Source organism: Enterococcus hirae ATCC 9790 (genome assembly GCF_000271405.2).
GTDB classification, from domain to species: domain Bacteria; phylum Bacillota; class Bacilli; order Lactobacillales; family Enterococcaceae; genus Enterococcus_B; species Enterococcus_B hirae.
In genome coordinates this window covers 339,193-357,985 of record NC_018081.1, presented here as the reverse complement: position 1 = coordinate 357,985, position 18,793 = coordinate 339,193, and the positions used below count along the sequence as shown (strand labels likewise).

Annotated in this window: 16 protein-coding genes, 2 pseudogenes and 1 other annotated feature; of the genes and pseudogenes, 14 read left to right on the top strand and 4 right to left on the bottom strand. The window is 37.6% G+C overall.

What is annotated here, in order from left to right:
- Positions 1-94: 94 nt before the first annotated feature.
- Complete coding sequence (locus tag EHR_RS01755) at positions 95-1,135, bottom strand: YeiH family protein (RefSeq protein WP_010738393.1); 1,041 nt, start codon at positions 1,133-1,135, stop codon at positions 95-97.
- A gap of 200 nt (positions 1,136-1,335) precedes the next feature.
- Positions 1,336-2,298, bottom strand: coding sequence for a TDT family transporter (locus EHR_RS01750; RefSeq protein ID WP_010738392.1), 963 nt, complete (start codon positions 2,296-2,298; stop codon positions 1,336-1,338).
- A 318-nt stretch (positions 2,299-2,616) separates the two neighbouring features.
- Here EHR_RS01750 and EHR_RS01745 point away from each other — a divergent pair, with 318 nt between their 5' ends.
- The 12 genes and pseudogenes from EHR_RS01745 (at position 2,617) to sufB (ending at position 14,144) form a co-directional block, all read left to right on the top strand.
- Entirely contained in the window at positions 2,617-3,435 is an 819-nt protein-coding gene (locus tag EHR_RS01745) for a LysR family transcriptional regulator (protein ID WP_010738391.1), read from the top strand.
- Positions 3,436-3,602: 167 nt separating this feature from the next.
- A complete protein-coding gene (locus EHR_RS01740; RefSeq protein WP_014834260.1) occupies positions 3,603-4,805 on the top strand; it encodes an FtsW/RodA/SpoVE family cell cycle protein in 1,203 nt (400 codons plus the stop codon).
- 5 nt (positions 4,806-4,810) lie between these two features.
- Complete coding sequence (locus EHR_RS01735; protein ID WP_010719983.1) at positions 4,811-5,167, top strand: arsenate reductase family protein; 357 nt, start codon at positions 4,811-4,813, stop codon at positions 5,165-5,167.
- A gap of 1 nt (position 5,168) precedes the next feature.
- Positions 5,169-5,507: a glycine cleavage system protein H gene (locus tag EHR_RS01730; protein ID WP_010738390.1), complete on the top strand. Its 339-nt coding sequence runs from the start codon at positions 5,169-5,171 to the stop codon at positions 5,505-5,507.
- An 88-nt stretch (positions 5,508-5,595) separates the two neighbouring features.
- Positions 5,596-5,865: a binding site (T-box leader), on the top strand.
- Positions 5,866-5,941: 76 nt separating this feature from the next.
- Positions 5,942-6,976, top strand: coding sequence for a methionine ABC transporter ATP-binding protein (locus EHR_RS01725; RefSeq protein ID WP_010738389.1), 1,035 nt, complete (start codon positions 5,942-5,944; stop codon positions 6,974-6,976).
- Positions 6,969-7,654 (top strand): annotated as a pseudogene (locus tag EHR_RS01720) (methionine ABC transporter permease). Before EHR_RS01725 ends, EHR_RS01720 begins: the two are co-directional and overlap by 8 nt.
- 23 nt (positions 7,655-7,677) lie before the next feature.
- Positions 7,678-8,526 carry a MetQ/NlpA family ABC transporter substrate-binding protein gene (locus tag EHR_RS01715; protein ID WP_010738388.1) on the top strand — a complete coding sequence of 283 codons (849 nt, stop codon included), beginning with the start codon at positions 7,678-7,680 and terminating at the stop codon, positions 8,524-8,526.
- Between the two features lie 456 nt (positions 8,527-8,982).
- Positions 8,983-9,756: a Fe-S cluster assembly ATPase SufC gene (gene sufC / locus EHR_RS01710; protein WP_010738387.1), complete on the top strand. Its 774-nt coding sequence runs from the start codon at positions 8,983-8,985 to the stop codon at positions 9,754-9,756.
- A 13-nt stretch (positions 9,757-9,769) separates the two neighbouring features.
- Positions 9,770-11,059, top strand: coding sequence for a Fe-S cluster assembly protein SufD (gene sufD, locus EHR_RS01705; RefSeq protein ID WP_010738386.1), 1,290 nt, complete (start codon positions 9,770-9,772; stop codon positions 11,057-11,059).
- The gene (locus EHR_RS01700) at positions 11,056-12,291 is read left to right on the top strand and encodes a cysteine desulfurase (protein WP_010738385.1); all 1,236 of its coding nucleotides are present in this window, start codon (positions 11,056-11,058) and stop codon (positions 12,289-12,291) included. The genes sufD and EHR_RS01700 overlap by 4 nt, the downstream gene beginning before the upstream one ends.
- The gene (gene sufU, locus EHR_RS01695; RefSeq protein ID WP_010738384.1) at positions 12,278-12,748 is read left to right on the top strand and encodes a Fe-S cluster assembly sulfur transfer protein SufU; all 471 of its coding nucleotides are present in this window, start codon (positions 12,278-12,280) and stop codon (positions 12,746-12,748) included. Before EHR_RS01700 ends, sufU begins: the two co-directional genes overlap by 14 nt.
- A 4-nt stretch (positions 12,749-12,752) precedes the next feature.
- Entirely contained in the window at positions 12,753-14,144 is a 1,392-nt protein-coding gene (gene sufB, locus EHR_RS01690; protein ID WP_010738383.1) for a Fe-S cluster assembly protein SufB, read from the top strand.
- Positions 14,145-14,238: 94 nt separating this feature from the next.
- On the opposite strand, the gene EHR_RS01685 is transcribed toward sufB, so the two are convergent.
- Positions 14,239-15,381, bottom strand: a complete 1,143-nt coding sequence (locus tag EHR_RS01685) for a tyrosine-type recombinase/integrase (protein WP_002287705.1) — start codon at positions 15,379-15,381, stop codon at positions 14,239-14,241.
- A gap of 38 nt (positions 15,382-15,419) precedes the next feature.
- A pseudogene (locus EHR_RS01680) lies at positions 15,420-16,153 on the bottom strand (helix-turn-helix domain-containing protein).
- Between the two features lie 234 nt (positions 16,154-16,387).
- Between EHR_RS01680 and EHR_RS01675 the strand changes: the two are divergent.
- Positions 16,388-16,663, top strand: coding sequence for a helix-turn-helix domain-containing protein (locus EHR_RS01675; RefSeq protein WP_010738381.1), 276 nt, complete (start codon positions 16,388-16,390; stop codon positions 16,661-16,663).
- Between the two features lie 97 nt (positions 16,664-16,760).
- Positions 16,761-18,758 carry a hypothetical protein gene (locus EHR_RS01670; protein WP_010738380.1) on the top strand — a complete coding sequence of 666 codons (1,998 nt, stop codon included), beginning with the start codon at positions 16,761-16,763 and terminating at the stop codon, positions 18,756-18,758.
- Positions 18,759-18,793 lie beyond the last annotated feature (35 nt).

Genomic DNA, 18,793 nt, shown 5'->3' with positions numbered 1-18,793 from the left:
GAAGTGACTATTTTGGGACGAAGAGGTGGTTTTAAGTCTGGGGATTTTATGAAGCCAACAAAGGCAGACCGCTTATACCAGTGGAATCCGGTAGTTATAGTGTTGTTAACCAAATGAATAGCAGCGCAGAAACAGTTTGCAGTAAACCAACTGCTAGACCATAAGATAAGAATCGAGGTCCTTCTTTCATGAATTTAGCGAAATCTAAACGTAAACCAATTGCGGCTAAAGCAGTGATTTCAAACCAATTACTAATAAAGTGAGCCCCTTTGTCGATAAAAGTTGGGAGCGTAAATAGGCTGTTGAGCAAGCAGAAAACTAAAAAGCCTAAAACATACCATGGTAATGGGAATCTTCTTTTCTTGGGACTGTCAGACGAAATCGTTTCAGCAGAAGCTGTCTTTTTTTGGATAAATTTTTCAAATAAATAGACAACAGCAACTAACATCATGATCCTTAAAATTTTAAAGAGCATGGCAAATTGAACAACTGAAGCATCAAGCAAACTGGCGCCAGCGACTACTTGTCCAACAGATTGAAGTGTTCCACCTAAAAGGGCACTTTTTTCAATTAAGTGATCTCCGTATAAGTGTAAGCCAAGAAAAGGTAAAGAAAGCATCATGATCGTTCCTAATAAATTAACTAATGTAATGATCTGTCCTTTTTCTTCCTCTTCAGCATGGATCACTGGAGAGATCGCTGCAATAGCCGAAGAACCGCAAACAGCATTTCCTCCTGCCATCATCAAGGAAGCTGTATCACTAAACAACAATTTTTTGCCGATCCAATAGGCACCGACGATCGTCACACTCATTTGCAACAAGACGAAGGCAATCCCTTTAATGCCGATTTGAGCAATCGTTTGAGCCGTAACCGTTGCTCCCAATAAGAAAACGGAGCATTCCAATAATTTGCTTTCAGCGAATTTCGTTCCAATGGCTAAAGAAGGTTGTTTGAAAAAAGTATTACCTAACAAGATCCCTAATAAAATGGCGATCGTGGCAGCACCAAGCTGTGGGAGCAACAATGCGAGAAGTTTGCTCATGACTGCTACTGAAAAAGCAAGAAGTAATCCAGGCAAGATTCTTCGTGAGCCTTGATTTTTAAATTGATTAATGGTTACTTGTAGATTCATGTTCTAAAAATTCCTTTCATTATCTGTGCGCATGTTTCAGAGTTGAAAAACGGGTACTCGTATTTAGAGGACGACGACTCTGAACTCAAGAATATCCTTGATAATAGTAGCACTATTCGTTTTGATTGACAAAGTTTAAAAACGCAAAAAATCTTCTGCCTTTTTCTAAATTTGAAAAAGACAGAAGAATAACATCTTAATTAAATTTCTTTAGGGACATATTTATTTGTGTTTCCATGTTCTTTGAACAAGAAGCGGATATAATGACCTAATACATAAAGCACCATTCCAGTAGCGATTACTAATTCAGCCAGTTTCAAGACCGTTAAAAAGCCAGTAGCGATCCCTAATGAATGAAAGTAATTTACAGCACAAAACATAGCAGTTGCAGAAATAACTAGTGGAAAGGTAAAAGCAGCGTAGCTTGGATAAAAATGTAGTTTAAGTAATCGTGGTAAAAGAGATAGCACGATAAAATATAAAGTTTGCGAAAGGATAAATAAGGCAACGACTAAATAAAAGGAAGGTTGCGCAAAGTTTTTCAAATAGCCAGTTAAACAAAGCGATCCCGGAGCTGCAACGATTGTGATCAATGGTAGTGTAGGATGTGCCATGTTTTTCACGAAAAACACCCGATGGATGATGATTGGCAATAAGAAAACGTAACAAGCTAGAGATAACCAAAAGAATAGTTGGCCAATGAATGGGAAAAAGTTTCCAGCAGTTACTGTAATTACCCCGAAACCAACATAAATAATGAACCAACTTGGATAAATGACTTCCAGTGATAAGTCTGCTTTGATTACATGATGGTAAGTAAAGTAAACAACTAAAATCACTTGTAGCAGGACAGCGCCAAGCCAGATGATCCGAACGATTGGTAAAAGGTGCGTAAATGGTACAAAGTAAGTACAAATAACCATTAATGACATCGTAAAAGTCGGTGAAACCGAGGCAATGATTGGATCATGTAATGTTTGTCTCGTATGTTCAAATAATAGGAACAATTTGCTAAACATTAGGATCATGAGAATCATACTAATCCCACCAATGATATTCCCTAGATGAATCCAATGATATTCTTTAAACAGATTACCTAGCGAAGCTAAACCTAGAATGAGCCCACAAATCGGGACAGGAATAAGTTTTAAAAAATTCTTCATTAATTGAATTCTCCTTTTCATAAGATGAGTGTGTTGTCTAAAGCTCAGAACAAAATGATCAGTCAGGTGGAAAGGTTGATAGTAGGTTGCATAAATAATTATGAATGACTATTTATTGGGAAATAAACAAATCGGTAGCCCTGACTGATCATTAAGAATACAAGTAACGATCTTTTTATGTCTGAGCGAGATTGAAACATTCGTTGCTTTTCAATCTCATATATTGTGCGTTACATTTACTATTATAGTCATTTCGTGATATATTTAAATCAAATAGTTGATATAGTTACTATAATAAAAAATTATGGAAGTGATCGCATGCTGAAATTGTTAACAACTTTTCGTGTCGTATACGAAACAAGAAATTTTTCTCGAACAGCCGAATTACTTTTCTTATCTCAACCTGCTGTCTCCAATCAAATCAAACAGCTGGAAAGAGAATTAGGAGTGATTCTCTTTGAGCGAAATGGTCGGAAAGAAATGAAGCCGACAAAACAAGCAGATCTACTCTACGAACGAGCGTTAGTTTTATTAGAGGAGTGGCAAGAAACACAACAACAATTACTAGATGAACAAAATGAAGAAGAAGTTTGCCGAATCGTTGCTTCTCACACTTTTGCCGTCTATCTGTTACCAAAATTGTTGAAAGATTTGCTTTTGAAATATCCTAAAATTAATTTTGTGATTGCCTATGCCAATTCTCATGATGCGTTGGAACAAGTAGCAAAACACGAGGCTGACTTTGGTTTTATCGAAAAACCTTTAGAAACTTCTGGTGTTCAAAGATTTTCATTGATGGAGGATGAACTAGTGATCGCGGGGGATCCTGACAGTCAGTTATGGTTAGTTCGAGAAACAACTTCTGGAGTTTTTCATTATACGCAACGGTATTTTGAAGAAAAAAATATCCATGGGAAAAAGTTGTTAGTAAAAAGCAACGAAGTCATTGTCGCTCTTTTAAAGGAAGGAGTAGGACGTTCGATTTTATCAAAACGTGCGGTGCCACCAGAAGTTCCAACCGAGAAATTAGCGTATCATCGAAATTTTTATTTGATCCAGCGAACAAATTTAGTTTCAGAGAATTTACAAGCGATTGGTAAAGAGATCTTGAGATATAATGAACGCTATCAAAAATGATTCGTCAGAACGTTATCTGTTATCTCGATGATGGGTCTGACTGAAGAGCAGCAAGGCAGATGATTAGATAAGAATAATTTTAAGTTTTCCCAAATGTATTTGCTTTGGCTTTCAATTATGCCGCTAGACCGCTATAATATAGAACAGTATGGTTTTTAAGAAAAGGGATGAAACATGGAAAAAAAATAAAAGCTTCTAATAATAATCGTGATAATCGCATTGATTATGGCGTCATATTACCAGTCTTCTTATTATGTTTGATTGGATTGCTTTCTTTATATGTCGCGCTGAGTCATGATCCTAACCACCCTTCGGTAGTAAGAGGTGTTGGGATGCAAGCGATTTGGTATATCGTGGGCTCAATTGCTATTGTCGTGATTATGCATTTGAATTCCAAATGGATCTGGAAATTAACACCTTATCTCTATGGTTTTGGTCTAATTGTAATGGGACTCTTGTTAAAGTTTTATGACCGCAACCTCGCCCAGTCGACCGGTTCCAAAAACTGGTTTAGTTTTGGTTCCTTGACGTTTCAGCCAGCAGAGTTAATGAAAATTGCTTATATTTTAATGATGGCGTTGATCGTGACAAAACATAATACTCAGATGAAGGAACGAACGCTCAAATCAGATTTTTGGTTGATCGCCAAGATGTTGATTGTGACGCTCCCGGTTTTAGCCTTGATTATGGCACAAGATGATTTTGGGACCATGCTGGTATTCTTAGCAATTTTTGGTGGAGTTTTCTTAATGTCTGGTATCTCTTGGCGCATTATCGTGCCCGTAATTGCTTTGGCAGTGATTGTCGGTGCTGGGACGATCTTTTTAGTTACCACAGAAGGCGGAAGAGATTTATTATATAAAATCGGGTTTAAATCTTACCAGTTTGCTCGTATCGATTCTTGGCTTGATCCATTCCATGACACGACTGGGATGAGCTATCAGCCAGCACAAGGGTTGCTTGCAATAGGAACTGGTGGATTATTAGGTAAAGGATTTAATGTAAGTAATATCTATGTACCTGTTCGTGAATCAGATATGATTTTCACCGTGATTGGTGAGAATTTTGGGTTTATCGGTGGCGCATTCGTCATCTTCTTGTATTTTATTTTGATTTATCGTATGATTCGTGTCTGCTTTGATACGAACAATGAATTTTATGCTTATATCGCCAGCGGCTTGATCATGATGCTCTTGTTCCATGTATTTGAAAATATTGGTGCTAATATTGGACTCTTACCATTAACAGGGATTCCCCTGCCATTCATTAGTCAAGGTGGATCATCGATCCTTGGAAATATGATCGGTATCGGTTTGATATTATCCATGAGGTATCAAAATGAGGCGCCTGCGAAAACTTCTAGGAGGTAACACTGTTGTATCGTTTTTATTGGTATCCGAAATGTTCCACTTGCAAAAAAGCGAAAGCTTGGTTGGATGCGCATCATGTTGATTATCAAGTAATTGATATGATTGCTAGTCCACCATCGGAAGAAATGATCACAGACTGGTTGGAACATAATGAGATTCCATTACGTCGTCTGTTCAATACGAGTGGCATGAAGTATCGGGAAATGGGGCTAAAAGACCAAGTGGCTGATTTTTCGATCAATGAAGCTAGTCGCATTCTTTCAAGTGATGGGATGTTAATCAAACGTCCCCTGATCGTCAAAGGCAAACAACTCGTCGCAATCGGTTTTAATGAAAAAATATACGAAGGAGTATTGATATAAAATGGCTGGGAAACACTTGAAGAAAAAAGATAACCTTTGGATCTTATTTAATGGGAAAGAATATTGTGTCGGTTTAACTAATGAAGCACAAAAAGAATTAGGTGATATCACATTTGCCAATTTGCCAAAAGCTGGTCAGTCTTATCAAATCGGGGAGCCTTTGATCGAAGTGGAAGCTGAAAAAGCGGTCAGTGAATTTGCTAGCCCGTTAAGCGGTACGGTTTCTTCCGTGAATGAAAAAATCAATGAAGATATCAATGTCTTAAATGATCAAGATGAAATGAATGCTTGGCTTTTAAGCTTTAAAGAAGTCGATCCAACAGAATTTGAGAAATTATAAGAGTTAGCAATTTTCAGAAAATTTTAAAGAAGTAACCGGTAAAATGTTGACACGTTATTTTCCAACTGCTATAATCAGAACAATCATAAATAAAGCTTTGAAAAGAAGAGTACATGTCACAGACGTTCAAAGAGAGCCCTGATTGCTGAAAAAGGGTAACGGAAATGAGATGGAAGATGGTCTTAGAGCAGAGTAGGTGAGCCTTGCAAACTTACTACGGGGGTGCCCGTTACAGCACAACGGTATACGGGCAGGATTATGATGAAAGAACGATGACCCAAGTACTGGTAAAGGTTGTTATTGTGAGATAGCAGCAAATCAAGGTGGTAACACGGAAGTTTCAGCTTTCGTCCTTTTGCTAAAGCAAGGGGGCGGAAGCTTTTTTGTTTCCTACTTGATCTCCATGTAAAAAATAAAAGAAAGATGTGAGCAATATGTCATTGATCCAATTAACCAATGTTGAGAAAACATTTGGTGGCAGAAATGGAACGATCCAAGCGGTAAATGATGTTTCATTAACTGTTGAAAAGGGTGATATTTACGGCATCGTTGGCTATTCTGGAGCAGGTAAAAGTACACTTGTCCGTTTATTGAACGGATTAGAGCTACCTACTAGCGGAACGGTTGTTGTGAATGACCAAGAGATTACCAAACTAAAAAATAAAGAACTGAGAACATTTCGTAAAAAAATCGGTATGATTTTCCAACATTTCAATTTGTTATGGTCACGGACAGTTTTAGAAAATATCCAACTACCATTAGAATTAGCAGGCGTACCTAAAGCCCAACGCAAAGAACGGGCGGAAGAATTGCTTGGATTAGTCGGATTAGAGGGTAGAGGAAATGCCTATCCTTCTCAACTTTCAGGAGGACAAAAACAAAGAGTTGGGATAGCTCGAGCGTTAGCAAACGATCCCGAGATCTTACTTTGTGACGAAGCAACCAGTGCGCTAGATCCACAAACCACTGAAGAAGTATTGGATCTTTTATTAGCTATCAATAAGAAATTACATTTAACGATCGTATTGATCACGCACGAAATGAACGTGATTCGTAAAATCTGTAACAAGGTAGCTGTGATGGAACGAGGAAAAGTTGTGGAAGAAGGCGATGTTTTGACAGTCTTCAAAAATCCAAAACAAGAAGTAACAAAACGTTTCGTGCAACAAGATATCGAACCAGAAGCAGACTCAAAAGAATTATTGGCTGAATTGATCAAAGAAAATCCAAAAGGTCGATTAGTGACATTAGTGTTCAACGAAAAAAATGCTAACGAGCCAGTCATCTCTCAAGCCATTCGTCAGTATAACGTCGACATCAATGTCGTTTACGGTAAAATCAAACAAACAGCAGAAGGTTCTTTTGGTTCCTTAACGACACTGATGACTGGGTCAGAGAACGAATTGGATCAAGCAGAGCGGTTTATTAAAGAACAAGGTGTTGGAGTGGAGGTGATCCACCGTGGATAAAAGCTTTGCAGAAACGTATTTAGATTTTAGTCAAATCAACATGGAAACGATGAAACAAGCATTCATCGATACGCTGTATATGACGTTGGTGTCCATGGTATTAGTGACCATCATTGGTTTGGTACTAGGTTTGATCCTGTATTCGATTGGACGAAAAATAAACCTTATGCACGAATCATTTATGGCATTGTTTCGATTATTAGTAATATCTTTCGATCTACGCCATTTATGATCTTGATGGTCTTGATCATTCCTTTCACGAAAGCAATCGTCGGAACCATGCTAGGGGCGCAAGCTGCTATTCCTGCCTTGGTACTTTCAGCTGCCCCATTTTATGCTCGTCTAGTTGAAATTGCTTTTCGTGAAGTTAGTCCTGGAGTTTTAGAAGCGGCGGATGCGATGGGTGCCAGCTACTGGGAAATCATTTGGAAAGTCTTGATACCAGAAAGCGTGCCTGCACTGATCTCCGGATTGACAGTTACTACCATTTCGATGATCGGCTTTACTGCGATGGCGGGTGCGATCGGAGCTGGTGGTTTGGGAGGTCTTGCTTGGCAAGAAGGTTACCAACGTGGTAATCTGACCGTGACATTTGTGGCAACGTTAGTGATACTAGTCATTGTATTTATTGTTCAAGGAATCGGGGACTTTTTAACAAAGAAAACAGATAAAAGATAAGAAGAAATAGGAGGATAAAGGATATGAAAAAGAAAATTTTTGGATTTGCAGCAGCGGTCTTGCTGACTGTAGGGTTAGCAGCTTGTGGCAATAATAGCGATAGTAAAGGTGCTTCATCAAAAAGTGACGATACAACTTTAAAAGTAGGCGCATCACCAACACCTCATGCAGAAATCTTGGAACACGTCCAACCGCTATTGAAAGACGAAGGCATTAATTTAGAGATCGTGAAATTCGATGACTACATTTTACCAAATCAATCTTTAGCAGAAGGCGATATCGATGCCAATTATTTTCAACATATTCCTTATCTAAATAAAGAAATCAAAGAAAAAGGCTATGATTTTGTCAATGCGGGTGCTGTCCATATTGAACCAATGGGCTTGTACTCAAAGAAAATCAAAGACATTGCTGATTTAAAAGACGGCGCAACAGTGATTACTTCAAATTCAGAATCTGACTGGGGACGAATCATCACTATTTTACAAAATGCTGGCTTAGTTAAGGTAAAAGATGGCGTAGATCTAGAAACAGCTACGTTTGATGACATCGCTGAAAACCCTAAAAACTTAAAATTCAATCATTCGATTGATCCTTCTTTATTAGCTTCTACTTATCAAAATGATGAAGGTGACTTAGTAGCGATCAATGCAAACTTTGCTTATGGTGCTGGTTTGAATCCATTGAAAGATTCTGTCTTATTAGAAGAAGACAACTCACCATATGTGAATATCATTGCCACACGTAAAGGTGATGAAAATAGCGAAAAAATCAAAAAATTACTTGAAGTCTTACACCGTGAAGACGTTCAAAAATGGATCGAAGACAAATGGGGCGGTTCAGTCAAACCTGTCGCAGCTGATGCCAAATAAGCACTTCAAAAAATAGAGTTGAACAAAATCAAATGTTCATCTAAAAAATAATCAAGTCATCAAAAACATCAAAGTTAGTTGATTTTACTAGCTTTGATGTTTTTTTGTAGAGTGAATAGTGAATAAATTAGCTATGTAACCAATAGAGAACTCTCTTTATTATGGCATTTTTCAAGAAGCATTTATTAAGAACAGATAAGCGGTAATCAAGAGATGCGTACTGACATCATTCTGCAAGCCAACGTTTACCTATCGTTTTACATAAAACAAATCAACATAACCAGTGATCTATGAATGCTAAAAACAGAAGTTTCTTTATAAATATTATTATCTAGTAATATTGATTTAATGATAACTCGTGAAAAAAGTTTTGATTTTAGTGGGTTATAACATTGCGCTCTATTCTCAATTAGTCTAAAATAAGTGAGAACGAAACAGAATCTGGAGGGAATTTGCATGTCTGTCTTAGAAATAAAAAATTTACACGTCTCAATTGAAGAGAAAGAAATTCTTAAAGGCGTAAACTTAACGATGAAAACAGGCGAGATCCATGCCATTATGGGACCAAATGGAACAGGGAAATCGACGCTGTCAGCCGCTATTATGGGGAATCCAAACTATGAAGTCACTGAAGGCGAGATCCTATTTGACGGAAAAAATATCTTAGATTTAGAGGTCGATGAGCGGGCACGTCTAGGATTATTTTTAGCGATGCAATACCCAAGCGAAATTCCTGGGATCACGAATGCAGAATTTATGCGTGCAGCGATCAATGCCAAACGTGATGAAGACGATAAAATGTCTGTTTTGACTTTCTTGAAAAAATTAGATGAAAAAATGGCGCTGTTAAATATGCCAGAAGAAATGGCCGAACGTTACTTGAATGAAGGCTTTTCTGGTGGTGAAAAGAAACGAAATGAAATCTTACAATTATTGATGTTAGAACCAACTTTTGCCATTTTAGATGAAATTGATTCTGGATTAGATATCGATGCATTGAAAGTCGTAGCAAAAGGGGTCAATGAAATGCGTAGCGAAAACTTTGGCGCATTGATCATCACCCACTACCAACGATTATTGAATTATATCACTCCGGATGTCGTCCACATCATGATGGAAGGACGTGTCGTGATGACTGGGAATGCAGATCTAGCAAAACGACTTGAAGCAGAAGGGTATGCTGGTATCAGCAAAGAACTAGGAATCGACTATAAAGAAGAAGAAGCGTAAGGAGGAGCGGAAAATGAAAGAAACGAACTGGCTCGACCAACTTGACGCAGTTACCAATTTTTCTTTAAGCAAAGGGGAACCTGAATGGATGACCCAATTACGTCAAGCAGCGTTAGAAAAAGCCAATCAATTACCACTTCCTCAGATCGATCGTGTAAAATTCCATCGCTGGCCATTATTCGATATCCATGAGTTCACAGACCACTTTAGTGAAACAGGAAATGTAGCTGGGTTTGACGTAATGAAAGATAACCCTGTGTTGGTGCAAGAAGGAACAAATACGATCTTTGAACAATTACCAGTGGAACTCATGGAAAAAGGCGTGATCTTTACAGATATCTTCACAGCGCTCCAAGAGCATCCAGATTTAATCAAACCATACTATATGGAAAAAGCAGTGAAAATGGATGAAGATCAATTGACCGCTTTACATGCTGCTTTCATGAACAGCGGAGTGTTTTTATATGTTCCTAAAAATGTCGTGATCAATGAGCCAATTGAGAGCTTATTCATCCAAGATGGCAAGTTAGCACAGCATTTCTTTAAACATGTCTTGATCGTCGCAGAGGAACATAGTGAGTTTTCTTACTTGGAACGATTCCAATCGACCAAAGAGAAAATCCAAAAAGCTTCTGGTAATATCATTGTCGAAGTGATCGCTAAAGCTGGAGCAAAAATCAAATATTCAGCTGTCGATCAATTAGGAGAAAATATCACTTCTTATATCAATCGTCGAGGTCATATTTTACGTGATGCTTCTGTAGATTGGGCAATCGGCGTGATGAATGATGGACATGTAATTGCTGATTTTGATTCTGATTTAGTTGGCGAAGGCGCCCATGCAGAAGTGAAAATCGTTGCCATTAGCTCAGGAAAACAAATCCAAGGAATTGATACGCGTGTCACGAACAAAGCGCCTCATACGATCGGACATATCTTACAACATGGTGTGATCCGAGAAAAAGGGACGTTGACTTTCAACGGGATCGGACATATCTTAAAAGGCGCAAAAGGAGCCGATGCCCAACAAGAAAGTCGAGTATTGATGCTTTCAGATAAAGCAAGAGGAGATGCCAATCCGATCTTACTCATTGATGAAAATGAAGTCACTGCAGGACACGCTGCCAGTGTTGGTCGGGTCGATCCTGAAGAAATGTATTATTTGATGAGCCGTGGTCTTCATAAAGAAGAAGCAGAACGATTGGTTATTCGAGGCTTCCTTGGCTCTGTGTTAACAGCAATTCCAGTAGAAGCAGTCCGAAAAGAGTTAGTGGAGGTTATTGAAGGGAAGTTGAATGTATGATTCTGAAAGAAACCATTCGCGAAGATTTTCCAATATTATTTCAAGAAGTCAATGATGAACCGCTCGTTTATTTAGACAATGCAGCCACTACGCAAAAGCCAATAGCAGTAATTGAAGCAATAAAAAAATACTACGAACAAGATAATGCCAATGTGCATCGAGGAGTCCACACCTTAGCCGAACGAGCAACATTTGCCTATGAAGGCGCTCGGGAAAAGGTCAGAAAGTTTATCCATGCAGCTGAAACTGCTGAAGTCCTATTTACTCGTGGCACTACTACGAGTTTGAATTGGGTCGCTCGCAGTTTTGGTGAACAGTTTCTGCAAGCAGGGGATGAAATCTTAATTTCTTACATGGAACACCATTCCAATGTCATTCCTTGGCAACAATTAGCCAAAAAGACAGGAGCAACATTAAAATATATTGACTTGACTACCGACGGATTTTTAGACATGGCACAAGCAAAACAATTGATCACTAACAAAACAAAAATCGTATCGATTGCTCATGTTTCAAATGTCTTAGGTGTGATCAATCCCGTCAAAGAACTAGGAAAACTTGTCCATGAGCAAGGTGGGGTACTAGTCGTAGATGGCGCACAATCCGCTCCTCATATGCCAATCAACGTCCAAGAATTAGACTGTGATTTCTTTGCGTTTAGCGGACACAAAATGTGTGGACCGACTGGGATCGGAGTCTTATATGGCAAACGAAAATGGTTAGAACAAATGGAACCAGTCGAATTTGGTGGCGAAATGATCGACTTTGTCGACTTGTACGATAGTACTTGGAAAGAACTTCCATGGAAATTCGAAGCCGGCACACCTAATATCGCTGGAGCCATCGCACTAGGTCAAGCAATTGATTATCTCGAAAATGTTGGGTTGGACAATATCCATGATCATGAAAAAGAATTAATTGCCTATGTCTTACCTAAACTACAACAAATCGATGGGTTGACCATTTATGGTCCACAAGATCCCGCTACTCGTACAGGGGTCATCGCCTTTAATCTAGATGGCTTGCATCCTCATGATGTAGCCACTGCTTTAGATATGGAAGGTGTCGCTGTTCGTGCAGGTCATCATTGTGCCCAACCTTTATTGAACTATTTAGAAGTCTCAGCGACCGCACGAGCAAGCTTTTATTTTTATAATACGAAACAAGATGCAGATCGTTTAGTCGAAGCAATTCTTGCAACGAAGGAGTTTTTCCAACATGGCACTCTCTAAACTAGATAATCTCTATCGCCAGGTCATACTTGATCATTCTTCGCATCCTCATCATCGAGGCACGTTGACTGAATCAACCAGTCGAATCGAATTGAATAATCCGACCTGTGGCGATGTCATCGAATTACAAGTCGAAGTCAAAGAAGGAATCATCAAGAATATCGCATTCAACGGTAACGGTTGTTCCATCAGTACAGCCAGTGCATCCATGATGACCGATGCTGTCATGGGAAAATCTGTTGAAGAAGCACAACAATTGATCACTGATTTCTCGCAATTAGTCCAAGGAAAAGATGTCAAAGCCATCGACCAATTAGGCGATGCAGCAATGCTCAGTGGCGTAGCCAAATTTCCCGCAAGAATCAAATGTGCCACATTAGGCTGGAAAGCCTTAGAAAAAGCAATGGAAGAAAACGGCACTGCAACCTTCCATCACGTGCATCAGGAAGAGGAGTGAGAACATGGGTGTACCAGAATTAGAAGAATATAAATTTGGTTTTCACGATGATGTGGAACCAGTTTTCAGTACAGGAGAAGGCTTAACTGAAGAAGTCGTTCGAGAAATGTCTCGAATCAAAGGTGAACCTGAATGGATGTTAGATTTTCGTTTGAAATCCTTAGAAACATTCAATAAAATGCCCATGCAAAAATGGGGACCAGACCTGTCAGACATCGACTTCAATGCCATAAAATATTACCAAAAACCAAGTGATAAACCTGCCCGAGATTGGGAAGATGTACCTGATAAAATCAAAGAAACCTTTGAAAAAATCGGGATTCCTGAAGCAGAACGTGCATACCTCGCAGGTGCTTCTGCTCAATATGAATCAGAAGTCGTTTACCACAACATGAAAGACGAATTTGAAAAATTAGGGATCGTCTTCACCGATACTGATTCTGCATTGAAAGAATATCCTGAGTTATTCAAAGAATACTTTTCCAAATTAGTCCCACCCACTGACAACAAACTTGCTGCTTTAAATTCAGCTGTTTGGTCAGGAGGAACATTTATTTATGTACCTAAAGGGGTAAAAGTCGACGTTCCATTACAAACATACTTTAGGATCAATGCCGAAAATACCGGACAATTTGAACGAACATTGATCATCGTTGACGAAGGAGCCAGCATCCATTATGTCGAAGGCTGTACAGCACCAACGTATTCAAGTAACAGTCTTCATGCAGCAATCGTTGAAATCTTCACCCGAAAAGACGCCTATTGTCGCTATACCACGATTCAAAACTGGTCAGACAATGTCTATAACTTAGTAACCAAAAGAGCCAAAGCTTACGAAGGTGCCACAGTCGAATGGATTGACGGCAACCTAGGAGCTAAAACAACGATGAAATATCCAAGTGTTTACCTAGACGGCAAAGGTGCGCGTGGCACGATGCTTTCCATTGCATTTGCTGGCGCAAACCAAATCCAAGATACTGGGGCAAAAATGATCCATAACGCACCAAACACGTCAAGCTCCATCGTCTCCAAATCAATCTCAAAAGACGGTGGAGAAGTTAATTATCGAGGACAAGTAACCTTCGCTAAAAACAGCGCCGGTTCCATCTCTCACATTGAATGCGACACGATCATCATGGACGAATACTCAAAATCCGATACGATCCCATTCAACGAGATCCACAACAGCCAAGTCTCTTTGGAACACGAAGCCAAAGTCTCAAAAATCTCAGAAGAACAACTCTATTATCTTATGAGCCGAGGCCTAACCGAATCCGAAGCCACCGAAATGATCGTCATGGGCTTCGTCGAACCATTCACCAAAGAACTCCCAATGGAATACGCAGTCGAACTCAACCGTTTGATTAGTTATGAGATGGAAGGCAGTGTTGGGTAAACCTGTTATAGGAGCTAGAACCCTTGATATATAAGGGTTCTAGCTTTTTTGTTTTGCCTGTATACTAGAAATGACCAGATTTTGACCAGCTCTTTTACTGATGAGCCATCATATCAGCAAAGTCTTGACCTGTTTTCTTAGGTGCATTATTTGTAATATGTGCATAGATGTCTAATGTCACTTTACTATTTTCATGCCCTAATCGTTGTTGAACTACCTTGACAGATTCTCCTGCTTCTAATAATAAACTAGCATGTGTATGTCTAAACCCATGAGGTGTAATACGAGGCAAGTTATATTTTTTCAAAATATATCTTAACCAATCATTAACAGTGTTTGGAATGTATAGAGTGTTTTTAACTGTTGTAAAAACATGTTGCTCTTTAGAGCTAGTATTGTATCCAAGTTTTAAATACTCTTCTTTTTGCTGTAATTTCCAGTTGTTGAGGATAGAAAGAGTCTCAGTATCTAAAGAGATAACTCGTCTAGAAGCTCTTGTTTTCGGAGATTGAATTATAACTTTACCAAATTCATCTACAGCAAGAGTTTTATTGACATGTAGTTCTTTATTAAACGTGTCTATGTCTTTCCACTGTAAAGCGAGTACTTCACTCTTTCTCATACCTGTGTATGCCAATAATCTGAAGAAGGCGTATTGTTTCATGTTACCAAAATCTTTAAAAGCATCCAGTAAATTATTAAGCTCCTCTTTTGAGTAAAATTTACGATTTTTCTCATACTCTTTTTTTCGTGGAAGAAGTGTTTTTTCCATAGGATTATTGTCAATATATTGCATTGCAACCCCGTAGCGTAAAATTTGTGCAGTCTGTTTTCTCATATAATCGTAACTTTCATATTTACTGTGCCATTCATCTACCACTTTTTGACAATATGGGACAGAGATATTCGATAGTTTAAGCTTACCAAATGCTGGAAGTATTTGATTATTTGCGTATCTTACTGAGATTGCGATTGTTGAAGCTTTAACACTGGTACGCTGATGAGTTATCCATTCATTATACAGGTCTTCAAATGTCATATCAGGTGCTTTCTTTTTAACACCGTATAATATTTGATGTCTGTACTCGTCATAATCTTTTTGAGCTTCTTGTTTGCTACTAAAACCTCTTCTCGTAGTATTTATTTTTTCACCAGTTCGTGGATCGGTGGCAATGTGTCCTTTATACATCCACGCCACTTGACCGTTTTTCTTTTTGTACTTTGATATTTTTGCCATTATATCATCTCCTCTTAATTTACAAGGAGTACTTACCACTAGATGGTATCACCTCCCTTCATTTTTTCTTAGTGTATTTTTTTCCAATTGATGAAATCGTTTGTTCTAGCTTGTTTATATTATCAAAAATTTCTCTCACAGCTTCTTCGGGATAAGTCATGTCTTCCAATTGACTAGGTAGCCATTCATCTACCATTATTTTTAGCTGTTCTTCTATACTGCTAGTGAGGAAAAGAATGTTATTGTCAAATTCTTCTACAATAGCATTGATGAATAATTCTTCTATTTTTAAGATATTGAAAAGACTAATTTTTTCATTTTTAACTTTATTACAAGTTTTGTTAGCAATAAATTCTTGCGTCTCTGGTTCTAATTTGGAATATCTATTCAGCCATTTATCTAAATCGGGGTGTACTGGTGGAAACTGTTGATAAAGATGCTGTGACAGGTTTTTATTCGGAAATGTTATACCATCTAACACAATGCTATCTCCATAAAGAATAATTCCGAAAATATATTCTTCTACACTGCCACAAACTAACTCCTCTATACTTATATTTCCTAAATCAGCAATTCGGGATAATCGTTCTGGTATTGGTAAATAGGTTCCCTTCTCCCATTCGTAGATAGTTTTTTTGTCAATCAATTGACCATTGTTAATCATAAGACCAAATGCTGGTTGTGTTAATTTTTTACTCTTTCTTATAGCTTTTATTTTTGTTCCGAGTATCTTTTTCCGTTCTAAATAATTTATTGGTGGACGCTTTATCATATTGACCACACCTCCTAAAATTAGTATACACCAAAAAGGGGTGTTGTAAATAAATTTACATAACATATTGACACCCCCTTTTTTATCGAGGTATTATGTGTATGTCGATGAACTGGTAATCATTTTTTATTTGATTAATCGGTTAATAACAACAAAACACTTTTATTTTGAGCAAAGAATACGAAGATAATTCTTAGAAAATTTGTTCAAGCAATCACGAAAGGAGGGAGAAAGATGTCCCTGCAAATCATTGATAGCATTGTCTCTATACAAGTTGAACAACAAGTGAAAGAGATAATTACAGTGCTAAAGCCCATGCTAGAAGACATTATTTCTGGAGTCACGCTAGAGTATATGGACTACCAGCAGGCTAGTGAATATCTAGGTGTATCAGTAGGAACGATTAGAAAATATGTTACTCAATACGGGTTACCTGTTATAAAAATTGATACGGTCATTAGATTCAAAAAATCTGATATTGATAGTTTCATGGAACGGTATAAAGGTTGAGTAAACAAATAAGATTAAAACATATAGTAATAGAGAGTTTGTTTTTATTATCTATATGTTTTAGTCTTTACCGGAATTTTATAAGGAGGAAATACCAATGATTAATATTTATGTAGATCAAGAAAAACTATTAGAGAAGCCAGTTACAAAAAAAGAAAAAACTGATATAAGAGAAAGATGTTTAGATAACTATAGAGAAGTTACAAGAGATGAATTTGTAGAGATACTAAATTCATCACTATCTTTTATTCCAAGCAAGACAAAGAATAAAAGTAACAAAGATGAGGAATTTGTAGAAACTAGAGTAATTATTCTGGATGTCGATAACACTGTTAAAGATGAGAATAATAATGTAGTAGATTTGAGTAAAGATGATAGTAGATACTTAAGCATAGAAAAGGCTTTATCTATCTATTTAGTTCGTAACTTTGCGTTTGCGATACAAAAAAGCATCCGGTACTCTGAACATCTAGAAAAATTCAAAATTGTCTTTATTCTAAAAGAAGCCATTACTGATCATAGTAAAATGGTTGCTGTTTACGAATACTTGAAAAAGAACATACCTGGGTGTGATGACAATGTAAAGGCTTCGAATAGAATGTTTTTTGGGGGGTATAAGTCAGATGCAGTGATAATAATTAATGAAGCCAACACATTAGATATTGCTGAGTATCCGATTGACTTCACCGTGACAAGTTCTAAAAATTGTCAGAACAATTTAGGAAGACATTATGACGTAGCAAATGAAACCGATTTTGTTAAGTTAATAAAGAATGAAGACAGGGAAGAAATGCAACAGTGGTTTAAAGATTGCTTATTTGATCCCTCCGACATGTCTTTTAATGAGATTTATGAAAGATTGTTAACCATTGATATGAACAAATTACTTAAGTCAAGTAAAAACTTAAGATGTCTGTTTCACGACGACCATAATCCCTCTGCTAGTATTTTTACCGGGAAAAGTGGTCATTCCATTTTTCATTGTCATTCTAGTAATTGTGGTGTCAGTGTAGATTTTATTGGGGTTGTGATGTTAATTCTAAAGAAAGATAGTCGGGTAGAAGCCTTTAATTGGCTATTAGAGAACCTAGACCTGTATCCTACACATTTTCGAAAATTGAAAGAGGAATCAAAAGTACTTTTTGACACTCTTGAATCTATGGAAGACAAGCTTTTCAGGACAATAAAGAATTATCTAGAGGAAATGCGACGTGTCTATGATACCTTGCTTTTGGATGTTCAGTTTCTTGACTACAGTAAAGGAAGCTTGACTTGTATTATGTCGGGAGAACAACTAGCTAAAAAAATGTCTTTTTACTATGGTGAAGAGAGTGTTTCCTCAGTAGGTAAATGGAATAAGTTATTATCATTTATGACTTTTATAGGTTTGATAAAAAAACTAGATGACGATGATATCCCTATGGATATGCTCGAGTATCTGAATAAGCAAAAGAAAGATAAAGCGTTACGTGAAAAAGGTGGGAACTCTAGTTATAAGAGAAGCAATGTCTATCGACTAAATGCCTTTAATGCAACTTCTGTGATTCAAGAATTGACTGAAAATATTATGCCCTCACTGGAAAAATACCACTTTATATATCAACATTTTTCTTATGCTTGGGTTAAGATGTGCTTTAGCGAGGAAGAGGCTAAAAAAGTATTCCCGCAAAATTCCCGATCAGAACTTAGCAAGGAAAAACAATTGATTCTAGATGAGGCACATGAAGTTTTACAGGGCTTATCGTGGCAAGGAACATATATAATGACAGAGAAAGAACTTACTAACACTGTTTGTGAACGTCTACGTAATGTTGGGAATAACAGCGTGGAAAATGCTTTAAAAGAAAACAGAGGCTACTTTGTTAAACAAGGATTCACTCTTGAACGAGCTTCTAAGGATATTAAGAGACTATACAATGTGAAAGCAAGTAGTAGTTTTTTAGTCTACCTAGCAAAAGGAGCAGGGATAGATGAAGTAATAAAAGAATTGATATTATCAGGAGTTGAATTAGTTCCTCTTTATCAATTTACAAGTGTAACAAGAGATGATGGACGGAGAGTAAGGAAGAGAAAAGACCCAATTGTATTAAACTAGACAGGTTATCCATAGCTCTTAATCTTATTTCATCT